This window comes from Streptococcus nidrosiense (assembly GCF_042140045.1).
GTDB classification, from domain to species: Bacteria; Bacillota; Bacilli; order Lactobacillales; family Streptococcaceae; genus Streptococcus; species Streptococcus nidrosiense.
On sequence record NZ_CP152419.1, the window covers coordinates 1374519 to 1397369 of the forward strand.

At 32.8% G+C, this 22851-nt stretch carries 22 protein-coding genes; 18 read left to right on the forward strand and 4 right to left on the reverse strand.

The window, feature by feature from the left end; all coding sequences use genetic code 11:
• Positions 1–125: 125 nt before the first annotated feature.
• From AAFQ93_RS06490 to msr(D), 3 genes are all read left to right on the forward strand, one after another.
• Positions 126–296: a hypothetical protein gene (locus AAFQ93_RS06490; RefSeq protein ID WP_000873143.1), complete on the forward strand. Its 171-nt coding sequence runs from the start codon at positions 126–128 to the stop codon at positions 294–296.
• A gap of 385 nt (positions 297–681) precedes the next feature.
• Positions 682–1899: a macrolide efflux MFS transporter Mef(A) gene (mef(A), locus tag AAFQ93_RS06495; RefSeq protein ID WP_000417519.1), complete on the forward strand. Its 1218-nt coding sequence runs from the start codon at positions 682–684 to the stop codon at positions 1897–1899.
• A 119-nt stretch (positions 1900–2018) separates the two neighbouring features.
• Positions 2019–3482, forward strand: a complete 1464-nt coding sequence (msr(D), locus tag AAFQ93_RS06500; RefSeq protein WP_000420313.1) for an ABC-F type ribosomal protection protein Msr(D) — start codon at positions 2019–2021, stop codon at positions 3480–3482.
• Between the two features lie 117 nt (positions 3483–3599).
• On the opposite strand, the gene AAFQ93_RS06505 is transcribed toward msr(D), so the two are convergent.
• The 4 genes from AAFQ93_RS06505 to AAFQ93_RS06520 are packed head-to-tail and all read right to left on the reverse strand — an operon-like array spanning position 3600 to position 4844.
• Positions 3600–3899, reverse strand: a complete 300-nt coding sequence (locus AAFQ93_RS06505) for a DUF5960 family protein (RefSeq protein ID WP_001072467.1) — start codon at positions 3897–3899, stop codon at positions 3600–3602.
• Entirely contained in the window at positions 3886–4254 is a 369-nt protein-coding gene (locus AAFQ93_RS06510; RefSeq protein ID WP_000567222.1) for a hypothetical protein, read from the reverse strand. The genes AAFQ93_RS06505 and AAFQ93_RS06510 overlap by 14 nt, the downstream gene beginning before the upstream one ends.
• 12 nt (positions 4255–4266) lie before the next feature.
• Positions 4267–4602, reverse strand: a complete 336-nt coding sequence (locus tag AAFQ93_RS06515; RefSeq protein ID WP_000806926.1) for a hypothetical protein — start codon at positions 4600–4602, stop codon at positions 4267–4269.
• Positions 4599–4844 (reverse strand): hypothetical protein, encoded by a 246-nt coding sequence (locus AAFQ93_RS06520; protein ID WP_001813542.1) that lies wholly within the window; start codon positions 4842–4844, stop codon positions 4599–4601. Before AAFQ93_RS06520 ends, AAFQ93_RS06515 begins: the two co-directional genes overlap by 4 nt.
• A 394-nt stretch (positions 4845–5238) precedes the next feature.
• On the opposite strand from AAFQ93_RS06520, the gene AAFQ93_RS06525 reads away from it, so the two are divergent.
• From AAFQ93_RS06525 to xerS, 15 genes are all read left to right on the forward strand, one after another.
• Complete coding sequence (locus AAFQ93_RS06525; protein ID WP_009664199.1) at positions 5239–5856, forward strand: TetR/AcrR family transcriptional regulator; 618 nt, start codon at positions 5239–5241, stop codon at positions 5854–5856.
• A 109-nt stretch (positions 5857–5965) separates the two neighbouring features.
• Positions 5966–6676, forward strand: a complete 711-nt coding sequence (locus tag AAFQ93_RS06530) for an ABC transporter ATP-binding protein (RefSeq protein WP_375554973.1) — start codon at positions 5966–5968, stop codon at positions 6674–6676.
• Positions 6669–8228: a putative ABC transporter permease subunit gene (locus tag AAFQ93_RS06535; RefSeq protein ID WP_049489339.1), complete on the forward strand. Its 1560-nt coding sequence runs from the start codon at positions 6669–6671 to the stop codon at positions 8226–8228. Before AAFQ93_RS06530 ends, AAFQ93_RS06535 begins: the two co-directional genes overlap by 8 nt.
• 18 nt (positions 8229–8246) lie before the next feature.
• Complete coding sequence (locus tag AAFQ93_RS06540; protein ID WP_049422429.1) at positions 8247–8468, forward strand: DUF1648 domain-containing protein; 222 nt, start codon at positions 8247–8249, stop codon at positions 8466–8468.
• Complete coding sequence (locus AAFQ93_RS06545; protein ID WP_006154125.1) at positions 8465–8806, forward strand: GntR family transcriptional regulator; 342 nt, start codon at positions 8465–8467, stop codon at positions 8804–8806. The genes AAFQ93_RS06540 and AAFQ93_RS06545 overlap by 4 nt, the downstream gene beginning before the upstream one ends.
• Before the next feature lie 156 nt (positions 8807–8962).
• On the forward strand, positions 8963–9592 hold the full coding sequence (locus AAFQ93_RS06550; RefSeq protein ID WP_009664054.1) for a TetR/AcrR family transcriptional regulator: 630 nt from the start codon (positions 8963–8965) through the stop codon (positions 9590–9592).
• A 277-nt stretch (positions 9593–9869) separates the two neighbouring features.
• Positions 9870–10610, forward strand: coding sequence for an ABC transporter permease (locus tag AAFQ93_RS06555; protein ID WP_009664163.1), 741 nt, complete (start codon positions 9870–9872; stop codon positions 10608–10610).
• Positions 10611–10745: 135 nt separating this feature from the next.
• Entirely contained in the window at positions 10746–11459 is a 714-nt protein-coding gene (locus AAFQ93_RS06560) for an ABC transporter ATP-binding protein (RefSeq protein WP_009664206.1), read from the forward strand.
• A gap of 26 nt (positions 11460–11485) precedes the next feature.
• Complete coding sequence (locus AAFQ93_RS06565; RefSeq protein ID WP_046165602.1) at positions 11486–13168, forward strand: ABC transporter ATP-binding protein; 1683 nt, start codon at positions 11486–11488, stop codon at positions 13166–13168.
• A 488-nt stretch (positions 13169–13656) separates the two neighbouring features.
• Positions 13657–14916 (forward strand): site-specific integrase, encoded by a 1260-nt coding sequence (locus tag AAFQ93_RS06570; RefSeq protein WP_037600646.1) that lies wholly within the window; start codon positions 13657–13659, stop codon positions 14914–14916.
• Positions 14917–14928: 12 nt separating this feature from the next.
• Positions 14929–16782 (forward strand): hypothetical protein, encoded by a 1854-nt coding sequence (locus AAFQ93_RS06575; protein WP_037600649.1) that lies wholly within the window; start codon positions 14929–14931, stop codon positions 16780–16782.
• Positions 16779–18455: a hypothetical protein gene (locus AAFQ93_RS06580; RefSeq protein WP_046165600.1), complete on the forward strand. Its 1677-nt coding sequence runs from the start codon at positions 16779–16781 to the stop codon at positions 18453–18455. Before AAFQ93_RS06575 ends, AAFQ93_RS06580 begins: the two co-directional genes overlap by 4 nt.
• Positions 18433–19158 carry a hypothetical protein gene (locus AAFQ93_RS06585; RefSeq protein ID WP_037603289.1) on the forward strand — a complete coding sequence of 242 codons (726 nt, stop codon included), beginning with the start codon at positions 18433–18435 and terminating at the stop codon, positions 19156–19158. Before AAFQ93_RS06580 ends, AAFQ93_RS06585 begins: the two co-directional genes overlap by 23 nt.
• Before the next feature lie 9 nt (positions 19159–19167).
• Positions 19168–21444, forward strand: a complete 2277-nt coding sequence (locus AAFQ93_RS06590) for a zinc-ribbon domain-containing protein (RefSeq protein ID WP_037603287.1) — start codon at positions 19168–19170, stop codon at positions 21442–21444.
• 319 nt (positions 21445–21763) lie between these two features.
• Positions 21764–22834, forward strand: coding sequence for a tyrosine recombinase XerS (gene xerS, locus AAFQ93_RS06595; protein WP_045763872.1), 1071 nt, complete (start codon positions 21764–21766; stop codon positions 22832–22834).
• The last annotated feature ends 17 nt before the right edge of the window (positions 22835–22851 follow it).

Consider the following 22851-nt stretch of genomic DNA (forward strand, 5'->3'; position numbering starts at 1 on the left):
AAGTAATAATTTAGGCAACTTCAAATCGATTAAAAAAAACTATTTTAAAGGTTAAGAGTAGACAAAAATTGTCCACTCTTTTTTGCAAACTCAATTTATCAATAAATGAAATGAGGGAATGTAAAATGAAATATTTTGAGGTTGAGTTAGAAAATCCTGATGAATTTTTAAAACTACAAACAGAAGATTTTGTGAAAGCTAATCGCTTGCTACTAAGGAAGATAATCCAGAGCGTTACAGTCTATGAAGAAAACTTCGTCATATCCTTTAAATCTGGCATCGAATTGGAAGTATGAGTCTCATTCCATAACTTTTATATTGAACATATCATCTTGTTGTGTTATACTATAAATTGATATAAACAAAGATGTAGGAGGAACCGAAACTATGACAGCCTCAATGCGTTTAAGATAAGCTGGCAATAAAAAAAGCAGAATCTATACCCGATGATAGGCTTTTTTGTTGTGCTTATTTATACGATATTGAGCATTCATTAGTTACGGTGAGGATATTGGTTATTTAACTATACCTTTATTTAACTATGTCTTTAATATGAATGTTTCCAAATTGTATGTATGCAGACCAAAAGCCACATTGTGGGGTTTGGCCTGCATTTTTTATTGCCTAGAATGCTATTCAAAATAGAAATTCAAGCAAAATAATATGCAGGAGATAATATAAATGGAAAAATACAACAATTGGAAACGAAAATTTTATGCAATATGGGCAGGGCAAGCAGTATCATTAATCACTAGTGCCATCCTGCAAATGGCGATTATTTTTTACCTTACAGAAAAAACAGGATCTGCGATGGTCTTGTCTATGGCTTCATTAGTAGGTTTTTTACCCTATGCGATTTTGGGACCTGCCATTGGTGTGCTAGTGGATCGTCATGATAGGAAGAAGATAATGATTGGTGCCGATTTAATTATCGCAGCAGCTGGTGCAGTGCTTGCTATTGTTGCATTCTGTATGGAGCTACCTGTCTGGATGATTATGATAGTATTGTTTATCCGTAGCATTGGAACAGCTTTTCATACCCCAGCACTCAATGCGGTTACACCACTTTTAGTACCAGAAGAACAGCTAACGAAATGCGCAGGCTATAGTCAGTCTTTGCAGTCTATAAGCTATATTGTTAGTCCGGCAGTTGCAGCACTCTTATACTCCGTTTGGGATTTAAATGCTATTATTGCCATCGACGTATTGGGTGCTGTGATTGCATCTATTACGGTAGCAATTGTACGTATACCTAAGCTGGGTAATCAAGTGCAAAGTTTAGAACCAAATTTCATAAGGGAGATGAAAGAAGGAGTTGTGGTTCTGAGACAAAACAAAGGATTGTTTGCCTTATTACTCTTAGGAACACTATATACTTTTGTTTATATGCCAATCAATGCACTATTTCCTTTAATAAGCATGGAACACTTTAATGGAACGCCTGTGCATATTTCTATTACGGAAATTTCCTTTGCATTTGGGATGCTAGCAGGAGGCTTATTATTAGGAAGATTAGGGGGCTTCGAAAAGCATGTATTACTAATAACAAGTTCATTTTTTATAATGGGGACCAGTTTAGCCGTTTCGGGAATACTTCCTCCAAATGGATTTGTAATATTCGTAGTTTGCTGTGCAATAATGGGGCTTTCGGTGCCATTTTATAGCGGTGTGCAAACAGCTCTTTTTCAGGAGAAAATTAAGCCTGAATATTTAGGACGTGTATTTTCTTTGATCGGAAGTATCATGTCACTTGCTATGCCAATTGGGTTAATTCTTTCTGGATTCTTTGCTGATAAAATCGGTGTAAATCATTGGTTTTTACTATCAGGTATTTTAATTATTGGCATTGCTATAGTTTGCCAAATGATAACTGAGGTTAGAAAATTAGATTTAAAATAAACAATATTGGAGGAATATTTATGTATCTTATTTTCATGTAACTCTTCCTGATAAAATCGCAGGGTTTTCCCTGCATACAAGCAAATGAAAGCATGCGATTATAGACAGGAGGAAATGTTATGGAATTAATATTAAAAGCAAAAGACATTCGTGTGGAATTCAAAGGACGCGATGTTTTAGATATAAATGAATTAGAAGTATATGATTATGACCGTATTGGTTTAGTAGGAGCAAATGGTGCTGGAAAAAGCACTTTACTCAGGGTACTTTTAGGAGAATTAACTCCCCCAGGATGTAAAATGAATCGTCTGGGTGAACTTGCCTATATTCCCCAGTTGGACGAAGTAACTCTGCAGGAGGAAAAAGATTTTGCACTTGTAGGCAAGCTAGGTGTTGAGCAATTAAATATACAGACTATGAGCGGTGGTGAAGAAACAAGGCTTAAAATAGCACAGGCCTTATCGGCACAGGTTCATGGTATTTTAGCGGATGAACCTACGAGCCATTTAGACCGTGAAGGAATTGATTTTCTAATAGGACAGCTAAAATATTTTACAGGTGCACTGTTAGTTATTAGCCATGACCGCTATTTTCTTGATGAAATAGTAGATAAAATATGGGAACTGAAAGATGGCAAAATCACTGAGTATTGGGGAAACTATTCTGATTATCTTCGTCAGAAAGAGGAAGAACGTAAGAGCCAAGCTGCAGAATACGAACAATTTATTGCGGAACGTGCCCGATTGGAAAGGGCTGCGGAGGAAAAGCGAAAACAGGCTCGTAAAATAGAACAGAAGGCAAAAGGTTCTTCAAAGAAAAAAAGTACTGAAGACGGAGGGCGTTTAGCTCATCAAAAATCAATAGGAAGTAAGGAAAAAAAGATGTATAATGCTGCTAAAACCCTAGAGCACAGGATTGCGGCCTTAGGAAAAGTAGAAGCTCCGGAAGGCATTCGCAGAATTCGTTTCAGGCAAAGTAAAGCATTGGAGCTCCATAATCCATACCCTATAGTCGGTGCAGAAATTAATAAAGTATTTGGGGATAAGGCTCTGTTTGAAAATGCATCTTTTCAAATTCCGTTAGGAGCAAAAGTGGCGTTAACTGGTGGTAATGGAATCGGAAAAACAACTTTAATCCAAATGATCTTAAACCATGAAGAAGGAATTTCTATTTCGCCTAAGGCAAAAATAGGTTACTTTGCACAGAATGGTTACAAGTACAACAGTAATCAGAATGTTATGGAGTTTATGCAGAAGGATTGTGACTACAATATATCAGAAATTCGTTCAGTGCTAGCATCTATGGGGTTCAAACAGAACGATATTGGAAAAAGTTTATCTGTTTTAAGCGGTGGAGAAATTATAAAATTGTTGCTTGCTAAAATGCTCATGGGTAGATATAACATCCTAATAATGGATGAACCCAGTAACTTCCTTGACATACCAAGTTTAGAGGCTTTGGAAATACTAATGAAGGAGTACACCGGAACTATCGTGTTTATCACCCACGATAAACGATTACTCGAAAATGTAGCAGATGTAGTTTATGAAATTAGAGATAAGAAAATAAATCTGAAACATTAAATTTAAGGTAGTCGCTGGTCAGTATAGTCTGTTCTGGTTGGCGACTCCATTGTTAAAGAGTATAAAGACTTTAGATTTTATGAATATTAAAAATAGGAACAGTCAATTGAACTGCTCCTATTTTTCTGCTAAATATATTGTAGTTTTCTTATATGTATAATGATAGATTAGCGGATTCTCATCTACGGTACTTACTTCAAATATGAAGAAGTGATCGCGGTTATCTCTGGACTTTTCCTTATTGAGGACAAAGTAATTCTTACGTGAAGTCGCCATTGTTTTTAGGATATCATCAGTTAGGAAGGTCAATGGAATATTCATGTTAGAGTAGCGGTAGAAGTCACGTTCAAAATCTTGGTAGCTCTCGCTATAATAGTCCATTTGTAGGTGATTACGCTGAAACTCAAGCTGATTCATAGAGCACCTCCTCGACAAGTTCAATACTAATAATGTCTTTTAATTTCAAATTGATGTGACCTGTTGTAGTTTTTATCAAAATGAAATCTTTGGTCAGACTTGGTATTGTTCCAGTGTAGGAAACACGCTTGTTTTTTTCAATCACTTGAATGCGTGTGCGTAGCTGCCCGGCGTATACTTGACTGAGGAGTAATAATTTCTTCTCTAGTGATAAGTCAGACATGTACGTTACTTTGTTTGTATCATCAGAGAGTGCTGATGCATGTTCAGATAGGAAAAAGCCCATCCATTTTTGCATCTTTGTATCCTGGTACTCTCTTGCTGATTGAAATGGTAAATATGAACGGTCAATCATATCAAATCCTTTCTATGCAGAGGCAAGGGTATTTTTATCAAATTGAATCGTAAAACCTTGAATTCCCCCACCTGTGTAACATTCTTTAAAGCGATTGATTACCTCAGTATAGATTATCACAGATGAGCTTGTTGGCTTAATGCTAAATGTAAATTCCAATGGTAATCGGTTTTCAGATTTAGCATGTACTAGTCGTATCGATATTTCAGTTGTTTTGAGTTTTCTCTGACGAAGTTTTGAAGTTGCTGTTTCAACGATTCCATGTAAAAATCTTTCAAGCATTTCAATATCATTACATCCTTTGCTACGGATTTCTGAAAATTGTACTGTATTTTTTTCTTGTTTCATTTTAATCCCTCCAATCCACCCGCGGAATGACCACCGATAAGTTTACTGCGTTCAATATTTCTGGAACCTTCAGTTAGGACGGTTCCTTTTTGTATGGCTAAAAAACCAAACTGTTCTCTGACAACATCAATAGCTGTCTGAAGTCTATTATCTTTTTCAATTTGTTCTACATCATCAAAGAGTGATAGTAGAGTATAGCTTTCATCTACGAAGCCACTATAAGATACACCAATTTGTCTCACTGCACCAGAGGTGTATTTTTTCGGAATAATACAAGTACATGACTCACCATTGTTTTGGGGAGATTTGCGGGTTCAATTTTATTCTGAGCATTTATAGATTTTTTCATCTCAGTCCTAGAATAGCCAATATGAATAGAAACGACAGTAGTCAATACTAGGGCTACTGTTCCGTTCCACAGTATCATTTAAAAATCATTTTCACACCCTTTCGTCTATTAGTATAGAAGAAAGCTCTCAGCACACGTTGAGGCAGTATCACTGCTTGTACGAGCTTAGAAAAAAATGTTGACGAAAAAGCCTTGGTGTCAAGGATTTTTTGCTATCCTCAAAAAGATAATTTTATAATTGACAATTTGTCAGTAGAGCAGTATAATTTATAATCAGGAGGAATAAAATGCGAGATGTAAAAGATCCGGAAATTCGACGGGCTGAGATTATGGATGCTTCTATGCTCCTCTTTATGGAGAAAGGATATGCGAACACAACAACTCAGGATATAGTCGATAAGGTAAATATATCACGAGGTTTGTTATACTATCACTTTAAGAACAAAGAAGATATTCTATATTGTCTTGTGGAACGATATTCAGAGAAATTATTGAGAGATATTCATGTGATTGTCAATGATGACGACAAAACTGCTATTGAAAAAATAAGAGCCTTTATAGATGCCACAATAATCTCTACAGATAACGTTTCAGCGGAGGGAACTGAGTTACAAAAGACGGTTGATCTTAAAGAAAATCGTTATATGTTAGATAAGTTATCCCATAAGCTCATTGAAAAACTGACTATATATTTTGAGAGGATAATAAATCAAGGCATCTCAGAAAAAGTATTTTCTGTAAAATATCCATCTGAAACAGCAGAATTTCTTATGACAGCCTATGTTTTTGTTTCAAATAACATAGGTATAAAAACATCAAAGAAAGAACCTGTCAAAGATTACTTGAATGCATTTAAGATAATGCTGGAACAAAACCTAAATACAAAAGGACTCTTTAGCAATTAAAAAAAGATAGAATGTTTGTAAAGAGAACTATGTACCGATAGCTGAATCAAAACAAGCTATCGGTATTATTTCAAAATATGACTGACAAATTGTCAATAGAGGTGAAAATATGTTAGAGATAAAGAATTTTAGTAAAAGTTATGGGGATAAGAAGGTTGTGGATAACCTATCTATTTCAGTACAGCCTGGAGATATTTATGGTTTTATTGGAGCAAATGGTGCGGGAAAAACGACAACGATAAAGGCAGTTGTCGGTATCCATGATTTTGAAGACGGAAGTATAATTATCAACGGTCATTCTATTAAAGAAGAACCTGTTATTTGTAAAAAAATGATGGCGTATATCCCAGATAATCCAGATTTGTATGAACATATGACAGGACTTCAATATATTAATTTCATTGCTGACCTGTTTGAAATTCCTACAAAAATACGCAGGGAGAGAATCCAAAATTACGGTGATTTATTTGATATGACTGAGCATCTTTCGGGGATAATTTCTTCATATTCACATGGTATGAAGCAACGAACAGCCATTATTTCTGCACTTGTACATTCTCCCAAACTATTGATTTTAGATGAACCTTTTGTTGGGCTAGATCCCAAAGCAACTTTCCTACTAAAGAAAATTATGCATGAGTGTGTTTCAGATGGAGGTGCTATTTTCTTTTCAACCCATGTATTGGATGTTGCGGAAAAATTATGTAATAAGATTGCCATTATCAAAAATGGAAAGTTAGTTGCAAGTGGTAATACAGGAGATATCAAAGGTAATGAATCATTGGAGGCATTTTTCATGGAGGTGCAGAACAATGAGTAACATTTGGATACTGCTTAAAGCGCAATTGATTAATTTCTTTCCTATTAACGAGATTAGAGATTCACGAAATAAAAAACAAAGTTCAATGGCTATTGCGAGTTTTGGCATAATAACTCTTTCCTTATTTTGCTTTGTTTATAATATAATAACAGCGAAAACATTGGTACACGTCGGACAGCAGAACTTGATTCCAGCATATATGGTATCTGTCTCAAGTTTTTCAATATTATTTTTGACAGTATTTTATTCGAATGGCATTTTATTTGGCAGTCGAGATATGGAAATTCTCCAATCCTTACCTGTTAAAAGTTCGTATATTATCACCAGCAAGTTCATGTTTATGTACTTATTGAATTTTTTAATAGGCTTGATGTTTATGCTTCCGGGTGGAATTATATGGGGCTTGAACGGAAGTTTAAACCTCCTACAGATTATATTGTATTTTACTTCTATAATTTTTGCCCCTTTGATCCCCATGTGTATAGCGGCATGCATGGGACTCGTTATTGTTGTCGCTTCATCTTTTTTTAAAAGAAAAAATGTTATCTCTCTTATTTTTTCATTTGCGATGCTAGGTATAATTGGATATTTTGCATTATCAGCTTTGCAATCAGGTGATGAAAGTAGTATTGGGGTTACTCTGGCTAAGCAAATTACTGGACTGTATCCAATTTCTAGACTATTTATGTCATACTACAATTTTCCAATGTACTATGGGATGGGATTTTATATAGTTCTTTCAATAGTCGTCTTTTATCTATTTGTCAAAATCGCTTCGTTGAAGTATGGACTACTTAATACACTTGCCAATACAAAATCAAGTTATGCTAATGACAAAGTATCTTATGAAAGAAAATCGGTATTTTTTTCCTTGTATCAAAAAGAGCTTGGACGATTTTTAAGTTCTTATATGGCAGTCTTGAATGCTGGGCTTGGAGTGATTCTTTTATGTGTCTTTAGTATATGTTTCCTGTTTAATTCTGTAGGTCAAATAGGAAATTCTGCAGGAATTGAAAATATAAATGAGTATCTTTCAAACTTAGCTCCCGTCTTTATTGCATCTATGCTTTCACTCAGTTGTCCAGCAGCTTCATCTATATCTTTAGAAGGTAAAAATATTTGGATTTTGAAAAGTTCTCCAGTTGAAGTGAAAACGATTTTAAATGCTAAGATAGCTGTCAACCTTACACTTCATTTGATTGGATATATGATTTCTGTATCTGTATTTATGCTGAAACTTGATATGAATCCTATTCAAGTTATGAATCTAGTTATTGTTCCTATATGTTACTCCCTTTTTATAATGGTAATCGGAATTTCATTAAATAAAAAATATCCTAACTATGATTGGGACAGTGAGATGATAGTTGTCAAACAAAGTCTTCCTGTTATTGTAACTGGAATTATTAGTATGATTACGCTTATTACGCCTATTTTGCTTAATTGGTTTTTTAATCTTCCGATTATATTTGTTTTGCAAGCAGTATCAGTAATTTTACTGGCTATTTCGTTTAGAGTTTATATAAAAATGACCAAGTTAAATTTTATCTAGTTAAAGGAGGAAAATAAGATGAAAAATAGACTGTTAAAAGATATTTTGGTTTTGTTGGGAATGATGGTCATCATAGTCATTATTTGTGGGTTTCTCCCTGAGACAGTTCCTATTCATTTCAATGCAAAAGGAGTAGCAGATATGTTTGCAAATAAATACTATCTTCTACTAGCTACAGTAATCCCCTATTCCGCATATTGGAAGTTTGTTAGGGAAAGTGATAATAAAAAGATTAAATGAAACACCATCTATATTTACAAATTGCATCAAAATTAAGAACGAAGATTTTAAGAGGTGATTATGCACCTGAACAACAAATTCCTTCAATAAGGAAATTAGCAGAAAACGAGAAGTGTAATCCGGCAACTGTCCAAAAAGCAATGAAAGTTCTTGAAGAACAGAATTTGGTTACTAGCTGTGGAACATTAGGATATTTTGTCATAGCAAGCGAGCAAGAAATAAAAGAGATAAGATATCAAGAATCTAACAAGCTAGTTAAAATTTTGTTTGAAAAACTTGGTGAGCTAGGCTTTTCAGAAGATGAGATTGTCAATTTAATTTTTAGAAAAGATGCTTAGAAGAAATTGAATGGAAATTTATTAGGATTATTTGTGAAAGTATAGAAAAGCCTTGATTTTAAGGCTTTTTTCATTTTCCAATAAATAACTTGACATTATTAGTTACTTTTACTACAATAGAATTACATACCATCGGTATGATAGAAAGGAACAAAAATGGCAAGGAATAGAAACTCACATGAAACTAGAAAAAAAATACTAGAGGTCTCTAAAAATCTATTTTTAGAAAAAGGATTTGATAATACATCAATACAAGATATCATAGATGGATTAGGTGGATTAACAAAAGGTGTTATCTATCATCATTTTGAGTCTAAATATGATATACTGCAAACAATCATTAGCGAAAATAATCAAGAAATTTTAAATTATAATTGGAGAGGAAATACTGGATTAGAAAAGATACAAAATTCTTTGATGGACTCTTTCTCTAATTTTGAACACCAAAGGCTCGTTTACTCTGCCTCAATCATGCTAAGAAGTCCACGCTTATTGGGAGAGCAGTATCTAGGTCTATTTTCTGATTTTTTACCCGAAATTAGAGAAAAGGTTTACGAAGGAGTTGAAGATGGGTCTATTAAAACAGAATATCCAGAAGAGCTAGCAGATTTAATTGTTTTATCTCTAAATATTTGGATTGGTTTTCAAATTTCCGTTTTTTCATTAGTAGAATTAAAGCGTAAAATGAATTTCATTAAACTTACTTTTGAAGGTCTAGGGGTACAGTTAATTTCTGATGAAATGATGGAGGTGATTTTCAACTTATTTGATCGCTTAAAAAAATAGTAAATAAGTAGTCGCATGACATTCATGTTAATACTAATTTCTATTTATGTGTTATCAATTCAATAAATTATCTTACATAATTTATAGTTAAAAAATAACATACTTTAAGTGTGTTATTAAAAATCTATTATACATACCGAGGGTATGTTTGTTTTTAGTATATACATACCGATAGTATGTATGGTGCCATTGTCTGTAAAATAAGCTTATTTTTAAATATTTGTCGAGATTAGTCTGAATAGTTTATTCTTTATTTACGCTTTGGAGGAAATAATCTATGTTGTCGCTTATTAAAATTGAATTAAATAAAGTTTCTAAATCTAAATTATTTTTAGCCTGGTTGTGTACTATATTTATAGTGTTAGGTATTACAGCAATCATTATTATGGGTTTAGGTACTGACAATAAACTAGGAGAATTTACTGGACAGGATTCTAATGTTATTAGAATTACTGGTAAATGGGAAGGTTGGGCAATTGTAGCTTCATTGTTTTCATCTTTATTTACAAAAGCAGCATTTTTGATTTTCGAATCTTATTTATTATCTACGATTATTATTGATGAATTTAAACGAAGAACAATTTTTCAGTTGTTTTCTTACCCTATTTCTAAAATAAAGTTACTTTGGGGAAAAATTCTTTCAGTCATTCTAATAGCATTTATTGCCCATTTTTCTGCACATTTAGTGACTCAATTATTCATTAGATTCATGGCTGTTGTAACTGAATCTAGTTATATCCCTCTAGCTAGTCAATTAATTAACTTGGCTGGAATAACGTTTGCAACAGTACTAATAGGGTTACTACCATTTGTTTTAGGTATGATTAAACATTCAACAGCTATAACAATGCTTTCAGGACTTGGTTTAGCAGCATTACTTTCAAATGTAAGTCCAGGAAGTTTATCTAATAATATTGCTGATAACTTATTCTTTTTGATATTTGCAAGTTTCATAAGTTTAATGATTACTTCATTTTCAATTTTTAATATTTCAAGACAAGATATTAGTATCAAGTAGCATACCTAAGTTTAATTGAAGGAAAGTGATAATTCCTTAATGATTTCTATAAAAAAAGAGACTGTATAAATTAGTATTTATGCTCTGGGAGAAAAATTCTTGCATTTAAAACTGGATATAGAAAGAGAGATAGAAATGAGAAATATTGTTGAAATAAAAGAAGTTTTTAAAACAATTGATAAAGAAGAAATTTTAAGTGGTATCAACCTTCAAATTGCTGAAGGAGAAATCTATGGTTTTCTAGGACCGAATGGTGCTGGAAAAACAACGTTAATGAAATGTATGTTATCCTTATCAACAATTACATCAGGTAGTATTGAAATTTTTGGGAAAAATCTACAAGAACACAGAGAAGAAATCCTAAGTCAGATTGGAAGTATTATTGAATCACCAATTTTTTATGATAACTGCACTGCAAAAGAAATTTTGGAAATTCACGCTCAGTATATGGGGAAAACTATTACTGAATCAGATATAATAAGAGCCTTAAGAATGGTCGGATTAAAAAATACGACTAAAAAAGTAAAAGATTTTTCGTTAGGAATGAGGCAAAGGCTTGGTTTAGCTCGTGCCTTTCTAACAAAACCTAAATTGTTAATTTTAGATGAGCCAATCAATGGTTTAGATCCAATAGGAATTCAAGAAATTCGAAATCTTTTGTTGTCGCTTTCTAAGGAGCATGGAATTACAATACTAATATCGAGTCATATATTATCGGAAATTTCACAGATAGCAGATAAAATTGGTTTTATCAAAAATGGAAAAATTGTAGAACAGGTCTCTATGAAAGAGATTAGGAGAGAGAATATTGACTTAGAAGAATATTTTATGTCACATTTTCTAAATTAAATTAAGAATTATGAGGTAGATTAAGGATGAAACAATTGATAAAGAACCATCAGAAGGCTTTTTATGCTTTCATGATATTTAATATACTGGTCCCTTTAACTAATATTGCTTTTGCTTATTCTATTAAAGGTATTATTGATAGTGGCATGTCTCAAAATAAAGAAGCCTTAACTCAAGCGGTACTAGTAGGAGCTATTGTTATTCTCATATATGCAGGGCTCAACTTTATATCTCTTCGATTGAAAAATAAACTTGTTAGGCAAATCATGTCAAGATACAAAAATAAGGTGTTCCAATCTATTTTAGATAGGGATTATAGAGACTTTTCTAAAGAAAAATCAGGGAAATTTATTTCTGTATTAACCGAAAATATGAAGAAAATTGAGCAAGATTATCTACACCAGTATTTTAATATTTCAAAAAACCTTTCCTTAATGATTTTTTCGCTCCTAGCTATGTTTATAGGTAATTGGTATTTGACCTTATTGGTTATCATTGCTAGCATTATTCCAATGATGATTTCTGGATTCATTGGACAAAAATCAGCTTATCTTCAAAAGAGTGCCATGATTGCAGATCAGAAGTATTTAGCTAAGGTTAAAGATATTTTAGCAGGATTTCTTGTTATTAAAAGTTTTAATGTGAAAGATGCTATCTGTGAGGATTATAGTTATGAAAGTGAAAAATTGGATGAGATATATTTTATAAAAGGAAAATTTGATGTTTTAGCAAATGTTATTTCACAGCTTTCAGGGATGATTGTTTTTTTGGTAGCTTTTGGTGGAGGGATGTACCTCGTATTTAATGGTTCTACCACAATTGGGAGTGTGACAGCTATTGTTCAACTAGTCAATTTTGTAGTAATGCCACTAAATGAAATTGGTATGGGAATGAGTAAATTTCGTGAAGGGCAAGCAACACTTAATGCATTTGAGGTAAAAGATGTAATTGGACTTCAGACTGGTGAAACGAAAGAATATTTCGATGATGTCATTTCTTTTTCAAATATAGACTTTTCTTACCCTAATGCTGAAGAAAAAATTTTTAATCATTTATCTTTGAAGATTCAAAAAGGGGAAAAAATTGCAATTGTAGGAATGTCAGGGAGTGGAAAATCAACTTTGCTCAATCTATTGCTGCGTTTTTATGATGTAACAAGTGGACATATTTCAATTGATAATCAAGATATACAAGCTATTTCAGCAGAGAGTCTTTATAACTTGATGACGATTGTTCAGCAAGATATTTATATCTTTGATGATACTTTAAGAGCAAATATTACTCTTAATCAATCCTTCACTGATGAGGAAATAAAGAAAGCTGTACAGCAGTCAGGTTTAGAAAGTTATGTTTTAGAAAATGAATTAGGTCTACAAGCTTTATGTGGAGAGAATGGATCAAATTTATCTGGCGGACAAAAACAAAGAGTTAGTATTGCGCGCGCCTTGATTCGAAAAACACCAATCTTATTATTGGATGAGGCTACTTCATCTTTGGATAATCAAGTAACTACTGAAATTGAAAGTTCAATCTTGGATATTAAAAATTTGACTGCACTTGTAGTAACACACAAGTTGAATGAGAACATTTTGAAAAAATACGATAGAATTCTCTTTATGAAAGATGGCGTTATTGTTGAAGATGGTTCTTTCAGTGATTTGATGGATAGGAGAGGTGAGTTTTATAAGTTGTTTGAGTTGAGTGTGTAATTCTCTTTCATTTTATAGTATAATTTTATAAAACGCTCTAAAATCATTAAATTGATATAAAAGTGTTTTTTATTGTCAAAATATACAATTGAAAAAATTTCCAGTTTTTTTAAAATCACTTTCTTAGATGACAATTTAATCAAAATATGATATAATACAGAAAAAGTAAAAATAACAAAAGTAACTTACAGAAGTAAAAGAAAAAAAGTAAATAGATAGCCACGGCGGATATTCCTTTCATCGTTTAGAAGGAGTTGCTGTGGTTATCGTTGTTGCTGAGCTAATAAATTGCTCTTATTACTTAGATGAAGTTACTTTTATTATTGAATTAATTTAAATAATAATAACGATCAATGAAAGTACTCATCGATATTCCCTTTATGCAGTTTAGAGCACAAAGGAAAATGGTACTGATTTGATCGTTTTTTTGTGTATTGACATCATAAAACACAGTCAGAACCTTCAGTCATAATAAACAAGGAGATAACATGAGATTTGTTGTATATAAACATTCGCTAATTCTAGGTGATAATAATATCGTTACAAAGCAATTGATTGCACTCAAACATGATGATGGTACATTACAATTCACTGATTTTCATAGATATGTAAAATCTGCCACAAAGATTAAATCTATTTCAGACGATGGAAACAAACGATTTTCATACGTTGTTAAGTTTTTGAATTTTATCTACGGAACAGTTGGGGTTAACAATCTTGATCAACTAACTTTAGAAATGGTCAAGGAGTTTTTTATGCTTTATGGTTTAGGACAACTTCCAGAAGATAGAAAAAATAGAAAGAAAAGTACAGTCGAAAAATGTGTAAATGCAGTTCTTGATTTTTTAACTCTATACTTGAATGAACGAAAAGGAAAGGCTAATTTGAAGCCAGAAGACCTTTATTCTATCAATACATTCACTAATAGACGAGGTAGAGTCATTAAACGGAAAGAACTGAATTTTGAGATATTTGTTGATGATAGCAACGCACAGAAGTCAATTTTTAGAGATATGCCAAACAGCGCCTTTGAAATGCTCTTTGCTCACATTGCTCAATATCACAAGGATTTACTTATGGTTGTTGCTTTGGGAGCATTTGTTGGTTTGAGACCATCAGAAGCATGTAATGTAAGACGTGAAGATAGTCCTTTGGGAGCAGGTATCTTATTTCACCAAAGTGATAATCAAGTATTTAAGATTGAGATTGATCTGCGAAAAGAAATGCCCCTTAGAAGTGATTTAAAGCCAACTGGACGAATTAAAAAGGAAAGACTTCAAGCTGTACCTTATATCTTCTTGGAGGTCTTTTTAGACACTTATAATGACTATATGAGTTATCTAGAGGGTAAAAGGTATGAGAAAGATTTTGGTCCATTAAACCTTAACAAGCAGGGTAAAGCATTATCATACGATGTGTACTATCAACGATTTCGTAAGATTATTCGCGAAGAAATGATCCCAATATTTCTTAAATCTGATGACCCAGAGGTTGTCTTTTTTGGTCAACTCTTGCAAGAAAATAATATTTCACCCCATATCTTTAGGCACTGGTACACCACTCAATTAGTGTTGTCAGGCGTTAATGAAGTTAGTGAGCTGATGTCCGCTAGAGGGGACAATTCACCAGAAAGTGCTTGGGTATATTTACAAAATAAAGGAGAAATTGCAAAACAGTATGGTCAGGTGAACAATGGTGTTTTTGATTATATGAACTGGCAAGCAGAAAAATTATTTGGTGAACACTAGAAGGAGTAGCTGTTGGTAGTAGATTTAAAAAGTTATCTTGAAAGAATATTAGTCGAGTTAGGTGATGCTACAATAAAACACCGTGAGAAAGTCAGTGGATTTTTACTAGACAATGATTGGTTTGGTGTGTCTATAAATCTTGATGATTATACTATTACGGAAAAAGATGCTGAAGTTCTTAAAAATCACATCAAAGACTATCTAACAACACCTCCTGGAATTAAGAGTATGGAAGGAATCTTTTCAAAAAAATTCCCTTCTACAAATGAATTATTCGTTCAATTTGCTGAAGAAGAAAAACTGAGTGAAACAAATCGTTTCTATCTACTTGATTTTTTAGCATACTACTTAACAAAAGATTTGTTTCTATATAGTGATGCTGAAGTGGAGACCTTAGTAGAAGTAGCAACAAAAGTTCTCACAAAATATCTAGGTGATAATCTCATTCAATTTATTAAATGGCTACTCAATAAAGGTGTTACTCGTTATCGAGTGAGTTTTGAAATGACGAAGCGTTACACGATTGAGAGTGCAAATGGAGCGTATGAATTAGATGAATACCTTGAATTAATGTACTACCTATTCAACGAGGACTACATCATAAAAAATGATATGTTTTGTAAAGCAGCAAATTCAAAAAACTATGCAGATACATGGTTGTATCTAGGGTTACATTTTATTTGCGCACTAAGATCAACAGACTTGGAAAGATTAGGACATCCTAAATTAACAAGAGAACCATTAGAAGTTTTAGAAGCAGTAGTAGATGGAACTTGGAGTAGTAGTGAAGCTAGAAGGACTTTACTAAGTATTACAACAAGATTGACTTATTTAAACTTAACACCTAATAAAACAAAAAACGCTTCTAACGTTACTCAGCTAAAGTTTCACGTCCCAGAAAGTTGTCAGGTTCTTATTGGAACGTTATTGGCTATCTGTGAAGCACATTTTCAACTTCAAATACCATACAATGCAGAAAACCCATTAATCAGACGAATTAAAACTTATGAAAAGATTACTAGTTATATGGGGGAGGAAATCGGAAATTTATTTTTAGAGCGTAACTTTAGTAGTCGTTCTGCAAACAAGTCTTACTTACAATCTGTCGCAATGTTAGCAGATGACGTTCTTGAAGAAAAGTCAGAACTGAATATTAAAGGTTATTTTTTAGCAGCATTAGCTCGTAGCCATAAAGGTAATTTTAATGAATTTGCGCAAACTACAACAACGTATCTAAAAGATGCCCAACTTGGACAACTAAAACCTGAAATGGTTGCAAAAGAACTATTTGAGCGAGGCGTATTATCCATGATTCCGTCTATGCTCTTGACCATTGTAACTAGAGGAAAGTATAAAGAATTAAGTCCAAGCCAACAAACTCAAATGATTAAAAGTTTAGATCTAACACCAGTAGAAATTGAGAAAACGTTAGAATTGAGCATTAGGGCTGATTTGCGTTCTCAACAAGCTTTAAAAACTCTAGTTGAAAACAACGTTGAACCTGAACAATTACTGACAATCTGTCATCGAATTGGCAACGGAGAGGCTTTCTCTAAGCAGGGAGAAAGTATGTGTCTCTTATCTGCGTTAGGGAAACTATGCCCCTATGATGACCGTCAACATTGTGTAGGTTGCCAGTATGAATTGCAGACAAAATCTACTTTGCTTTTGTTAATCGGTGAGTTTAATCGGCTTAACAAGCAATACTCTAAACTAACAAATGACCTTGAGAGAGGTAAAGTTAGAGCAATTTTAGAAAAACAGATTAAACCATGCCTTACAGAAATGTTAGGAGCTTTATCAGAACAATATGGTGAAGCTGTATTGTCTGATTATGAGGATATTATTAAGGAGTTAGTCAGTTGAATAATCAATCAAAATTATTTCGTAAAGTAAATGAAATTATCCTGTTTGATGATAATATGATTGAAAGCGCAAAAGAATGTTTTCAAGATTATGTTGAAAAAGGGATTATATTAACCACCAATTTTGAAGAGAATAAATGGGTTACAACTAATGAATATTCTAATGTAAGCTTCGTTTTTAACTTGAATAAATTCCGATATAAAAGATTTTATGAACAAGTATTTCAATTATCTTTTGATGATTTTCTTACCTACTTAAAGAGTTTTTTAGTGCTATCTATGGAGCATCATGTTTTGATTTCACTTCAAACATTTTTAAGAGACATAAAGCGCTTGATCAAAGAAACAAGCTGGGATATAGATTTCAATGTGGAACATATTAAGATTTACAATCCCTCAATATGTATAGACTTTCTTTCTACACTACCATGTTTAGAGGATAATGAATTAACCCAATTGATTGAACAACTAGATGAACTTTTAACTGTTAGTTATCAACTGAACACTAAAAAACAACGAAAGTTAGCTCAATTTCAATCCTATTTTCTATTTAATGATATTTTAAACGACTATTGGGTTAAACCATTATCAGATGAAGAAAGATTGTTTTACTACCCTCTTTACTTATGGTGGCAAATAACAGCAGTAGTACCACTTAGACCAAGGGAATTTTTACTTACTCAAAGAAATTGTCTTACAGAAAAAGACGGAAAGTATTACTTAACTCTCAGACGAAATAACTTAAAAGGAAAAGACAAGGGAGTATCCCATAAAATTTCAGAGGATTATTATTTAACGACTTACGAAGTACCATTTAAGCTTGCGAGTGAGATTATAAATTATCTAGAACTAACCAAAGATTTATCATCTACACAGTTAGATACCCTTTTTGTGACAGACTCACATTATCGTAAATGGAAACGTGTTACAGGTACTAAAAATCGCTTTTTGACTTATAGTAACTTAAATACCATTTTAAAATATTTCTTTAATGAGGTCGTATCTCAACAGTATGGATATTTTGTCCATCATATCAACTTCCCAAATAAATTGGATGAACATGAGATTAATTTTATTCATATTGGAGATACTAGACACATTGCAATGATCAATCTGATAGCAGAAGGGGCTAGTCCTGTAACAGCAATGCTCTTAGCTGGACATGATAGTGTCACAACATCCTCACATTATTTTTCAAATCTGAGCCAGTTTATTGAATGTAGGAGCTATCAGCTTTATCGTAAATTAACAAACTCTCAAACGTCTTACGCTATAAGTAAGACTCAACATAAATACACCGTTAATAAAAACTATGTTTCTCTTGATAATAAGGGCAGATGTTATTCACCTCGATTTGCAGAAGGTGATTATTCAGACTGCCTTAAAGTCATTAGCTCACATGCAGAGCTTGGTGCTTGCACTAGTTGTCCATTTTACAGAAAAGCTGGAAAAGATTATTTTTCTATGGATAAATCCTTTAAGAAATCAATTGATGAGGAGGCTTTAATTGTAGATGAGGCTATAAAAAGAGTTCGACGAGGAAAGGGAAATATAGAAGATATTGGTGAGGCGTTATTAAAACTTAAAACCGTTAGTCATTCTTATCAAGAATATCTAACTGAAAAACAATTATCTTTGCAGGAGTTCTCAAATGGCGAGAAAGAAGTATATTGATAATCAAGAATTGCTATCGTTATTTGAACATTATTTACTGGAACATTGTTCGAATAATCCTAGACTATTCAAAATTCCACAGTTTGGAAATTACCTCAGAAGCAACGGATTTCCTCAAGTTGCAGACACAACGATTAGAAGAAACAAAGAATTTAGACAAGCCCTTAATGATAAATTGGAACTATTTGAGGACGACACCTATCAAACAGTTATAACGTATAAAACTCTAGATGTAGAACGTTTCTTAATGACCAATAGAACCCCTAAAGCAATCAAATCAGCATTGATGGAACTTAACAATTATTATAAAAGAGTTGTTGATGCAGCAATAGAATATAAGGAAGAAGCAAATAAGCTTAAAACAAGAGTTTCAGAGTTAAAAAATGAGGTAGCACAGCTTAATGAAAACAATACTGAGATTAAAGAGCAGACAGCGTTAAATAAAGAATTATTAGAAGAAAACAAAAAGTTAAGGAATCTTCTTAAAACTAGTTTGTATCCTGATATTGCAAATGAATTATTAAAAGAAGAAGGCTTATTAAAATCTGATCAGCAACTTGTAACTAAGAAGTATCTAAGTGAAAATATTATCACCTCAGACTCGAAAATATCTTTTGAAAAGCATACTCATACTGAAAAGCAAACAATCAAAAGTAAGATTTTTGAAATTAAAGACTTACTGGATAACAAGACTAAGTATTAGGAGGAGAAAATGTCAGACTTAATCACTGATTTTCCAGCTTTATTGAACTATTGGGACTTTGACAAGAATATCAAAATAGATGTAGAAAAAATAACAGTTACCAGCAAAAAACACATTAACTGGAAATGTCCTACCTGTTCTTATGAATGGAAGGCAAGTGTAACAAAATCTTATAAAAATATCCAAAATCATTCAAAAATCTGTCCTGTATGTGAGCTTGGAGAAGTGTTCATAAAAGGGGAAAACTCTATATCTGCAAGGATTCCTAACTTTCTAAGGTACATAAACTTTCATTATGAAAATATAGAAACCATTCAGGAAGAGATTGATAATTTATCTTTTTCTTCAAAGAGGTTATTTCACTTCAAATGTCCTACCTGTCATGTTGGTTGGAAAGATGTAGCAAACACTTCTAAATTAATCAATAAACATAATCAAGAGCTTGTTCATGTCGGATGTAATGAAAGTATACATTTTGTACCTTACACTAAAGCATACCCTAATCTTCGGAAAATTTATCTTCCAGGGGAGCAAAACGATGTAGAGTTTAATGATTTGAAGTTAAATGACAATATTACAATCCCTAGAAATTGGAAATGCGACAAATGTGACAATATCTTTAAGTTGTCTATTGATCGGCTAATTTCAAGAATCAAAAGAGATGGTTTCTATTGTAATAACTGTAAAGCAACATTTGATACCGTAATTAAAGTGAAAGCCACCCCCCTATTGCATACAGATAGAAATCTTTTTAAGCAATTTATTCCAACTCTTGTAAAAAGTAATATGATTGATAGTTTATCCGATATCTTAGTAAGATGGCAGTGTTTTAAATGTCATGGTCAATATGAATGTAGTGTTATCAAAAGGCATTTTGAAGGCTGCCCTTATTGTGATAATAAATTGATGTTAAAAGGGTATAATACTTTACAAGAAACTCATCCATATTTAGAGAAATTTTGGGATAAAAGTAATGATAAATCTATTTCTGAATACTGGCATAAGTCTTCTGAATGTATAAATTGGAAATGTCCTTGTTGCAATGTAAATTTTCATTGCAGTCCTAATGAAATGATTTCAAGAACCGACTTAGAGAATAGTAATTTTCAAACTTGTCCTAATCATTGTGATTGGGATACACTTGTTTTTAACAATGATATACTCTATAATTTCCCAAAATTACAGGAAGAATGGAGCGAAAAAAATGGATTGCCTGTTCATTTAGCATTGAGCCACATTGAAACAAAAAAATATTGGTGGAAGTGTTCTGTTTGTCAAGGTGAATACCTTTGTTCAATTCCAATAAGAAAAGAAGTAATAAATAGCTGTCCATATTGTAATGATGAACAAGTATTAAAAGGTTATAATACAATTGCAGATACTTATCCTGAGTTGTGTGACCTTTGGAGTAGCAAGAATTTAGAAAAACCTGATGAGGTGACGAAATCGGCAGAATCCGAGAATAAAATATTTAATTGGATTTGTGATTGTTGTGATTTAGAATTTAAGGAGAGATTAGGGATTGTTCTAGGTGTGTTTACAAACAATAATTCTAATAGTCTCAACTCTATATGTCCTTACTGTAATAAAAAACTTCCTAAACCAAATGAAACACTAAGCTATGTTAAACCGTACTTAAACAATGAATGGGTAAAAGAACTGAATGGTGATATTGATATCTTCTTTTATGATTCAAATGCTTTAACCAATTGGGTTTGTCGAAAATGTCACAGAAGTTTTAAAGCAAAAATTTCTGAACGCCATGAAAATGACCAATGTTGTCCATATTGTTCTTTTAAGAAGACTGCAAAAGGTTATAATGATCTTGAAACAACACATCCTTGGTTAATTAAAGAATGGTCTTCAGTAAATAAACAAGAAATGTCTTCAGTAAGATTTAATTCAACATATACCGTATGGTGGAAATGTCCTGTATGCACTGGAGAATATCAGCAAGTCATAAAAGAAAAATATTACAGAGAAAATTCGTGCCCATATTGTAGGAATCAAAAAGTTTTAAAAGGATTTAATGACTTAGCAACGACACAACAAAGTCTAATGCCTGAGTGGGATTATTTGAATAACCTCCTAATAGCAAGCCCAACTGAAATTACAGAGTTGAGCAATCTGCCTGTATGGTGGATATGTCAAGAAAATCTTAATCACCGTTACAAAATTCAAGTAAAAGAAAGAATGGCATATAAAAAACGAAAAAAAAGAGCATGTTCCATTTGCAAAGGCCACAGAAGAAAGCAAGAACACTTTGTACAGTTAAAAAAAATATAGATAAATAAAAACACTCTAAATTTCATTAAATTGATATTAGAGTGTTTTTTTATTTTCAAAATGTACATTTGAAAAAATTTTAGTTTTCACTTAAATAAAGTACATTTTCACCTGAATTGAGAGTAGTACAAAATTCCAGTGTTCACTTAAATAAAGTACATAATCGAGTATAATTGGCTTAAAAAATTTTTTTGGTTATTGTTATTTACTAAGACAATCCTATATATCTCCTACAACATCTTTCCGAAAAACTATAATTTTCTTGAAAAATATATCTGGCTATGCTATACTACTAGTATAGAAATATTTGGAGAAAAACATGAAACGCGAGATCTTATTAGAACGTATTGATAAACTCAAACAAGTCATGCCCTGGTATGTTCTGGAATACTACCAATCGAAACTGGCTGTTCCCTATAGTTTTACGACCTTGTACGAATATTTAAAGGAATACGATCGATTTTTCAGCTGGGTTTTAGAATCTGGTATATCGAATGCTGACACCATGGCAAATATACCTTTAGATGTACTTGAGAATATGACAAAGAAAGACATGGAATCTTTTATTCTTTACTTACGTGAACGTCCTTTACTCAATGCTAATACGACAAAGAATGGTGTCTCCCAAACAACCATCAACCGGACTTTATCAGCACTTTCTAGTCTTTATAAGTATTTGACTGAAGAGGTTGAAAATGAGCAAGGAGAACCTTATTTCTACCGCAATGTCATGAAGAAGGTTGCTACCAAGAAAAAGAAAGAAACATTGGCTGCACGGGCTGAGAATATCAAGCAAAAGCTCTTTTTAGGTGATGAAACAGAGGGGTTTTTGAAATATATAGATGAGGAATACCCCAAAACTCTCTCAAATCGCGCCCTCTCTTCATTTAATAAGAATAAAGAGAGAGATTTAGCCATTATAGCACTCCTTCTTGCCTCTGGTGTCCGTCTCTCTGAAGCGGTTAACCTGGACCTTCGAGATCTCAACCTCAAGATGATGGTCATTGATGTTACTCGTAAGGGTGGAAAACGAGATTCAGTCAATGTTGCTGCCTTTGCGAAGCCTTATCTGGAGCAATATCTTGCTATTCGAGACAAACGTTACAAGACAGAAAAGACTGATACAGCTCTCTTTCTAACTTTATATAGAGGTGTTCCAAACCGTATTGACGCTTCAAGTGTTGAAAAAATGGTCGCCAAGTATTCAGAAGACTTCAAAGTCCGCGTGACGCCACACAAGCTACGCCACACACTTGCAACTCGTCTCTATGATGCAACCAAATCACAGGTTTTGGTCAGTCACCAGCTGGGACATGCAAGCACGCAAGTTACCGATTTGTATACCCATATCGTTAATGATGAGCAAAAGAATGCCTTGGATAGTTTATAACATAATATAAATTATGT

Excerpts from the sequence above, each read along its gene's own strand:
- AAFQ93_RS06490 (WP_000873143.1), top strand. The coding sequence starts at position 126 with ATGAAATATTTTGAGGTTGAGTTAGAAAATCCTGATGAATTTTTAAAA.
- AAFQ93_RS06505 (WP_001072467.1), bottom strand. The coding sequence starts at position 3,899 with ATGAATCAGCTTGAGTTTCAGCGTAATCACCTACAAATGGACTATTAT.
- AAFQ93_RS06510 (WP_000567222.1), bottom strand. The coding sequence starts at position 4,254 with ATGATTGACCGTTCATATTTACCATTTCAATCAGCAAGAGAGTACCAG.
- AAFQ93_RS06515 (WP_000806926.1), bottom strand. The coding sequence starts at position 4,602 with ATGAAACAAGAAAAAAATACAGTACAATTTTCAGAAATCCGTAGCAAA.
- AAFQ93_RS06525 (WP_009664199.1), top strand. The coding sequence starts at position 5,239 with ATGCGAGATGTAAAAGATCCGGAAATTCGACGGGCTGAGATTATGGAT.
- AAFQ93_RS06530 (WP_375554973.1), top strand. The coding sequence starts at position 5,966 with ATGTTAGAGATAAAGAATTTTAGTAAAAGTTATGGGGATAAGAAGGTT.
- AAFQ93_RS06535 (WP_049489339.1), top strand. The coding sequence starts at position 6,669 with ATGAGTAACATTTGGATACTGCTTAAAGCGCAATTGATTAATTTCTTT.
- AAFQ93_RS06540 (WP_049422429.1), top strand. The coding sequence starts at position 8,247 with ATGAAAAATAGACTGTTAAAAGATATTTTGGTTTTGTTGGGAATGATG.
- AAFQ93_RS06545 (WP_006154125.1), top strand. The coding sequence starts at position 8,465 with ATGAAACACCATCTATATTTACAAATTGCATCAAAATTAAGAACGAAG.
- AAFQ93_RS06550 (WP_009664054.1), top strand. The coding sequence starts at position 8,963 with ATGGCAAGGAATAGAAACTCACATGAAACTAGAAAAAAAATACTAGAG.
- AAFQ93_RS06555 (WP_009664163.1), top strand. The coding sequence starts at position 9,870 with ATGTTGTCGCTTATTAAAATTGAATTAAATAAAGTTTCTAAATCTAAA.
- AAFQ93_RS06560 (WP_009664206.1), top strand. The coding sequence starts at position 10,746 with ATGAGAAATATTGTTGAAATAAAAGAAGTTTTTAAAACAATTGATAAA.
- AAFQ93_RS06565 (WP_046165602.1), top strand. The coding sequence starts at position 11,486 with ATGAAACAATTGATAAAGAACCATCAGAAGGCTTTTTATGCTTTCATG.
- AAFQ93_RS06570 (WP_037600646.1), top strand. The coding sequence starts at position 13,657 with ATGAGATTTGTTGTATATAAACATTCGCTAATTCTAGGTGATAATAAT.
- AAFQ93_RS06585 (WP_037603289.1), top strand. The coding sequence starts at position 18,433 with ATGGCGAGAAAGAAGTATATTGATAATCAAGAATTGCTATCGTTATTT.
- AAFQ93_RS06590 (WP_037603287.1), top strand. The coding sequence starts at position 19,168 with ATGTCAGACTTAATCACTGATTTTCCAGCTTTATTGAACTATTGGGAC.
- xerS (WP_045763872.1), top strand. The coding sequence starts at position 21,764 with ATGAAACGCGAGATCTTATTAGAACGTATTGATAAACTCAAACAAGTC.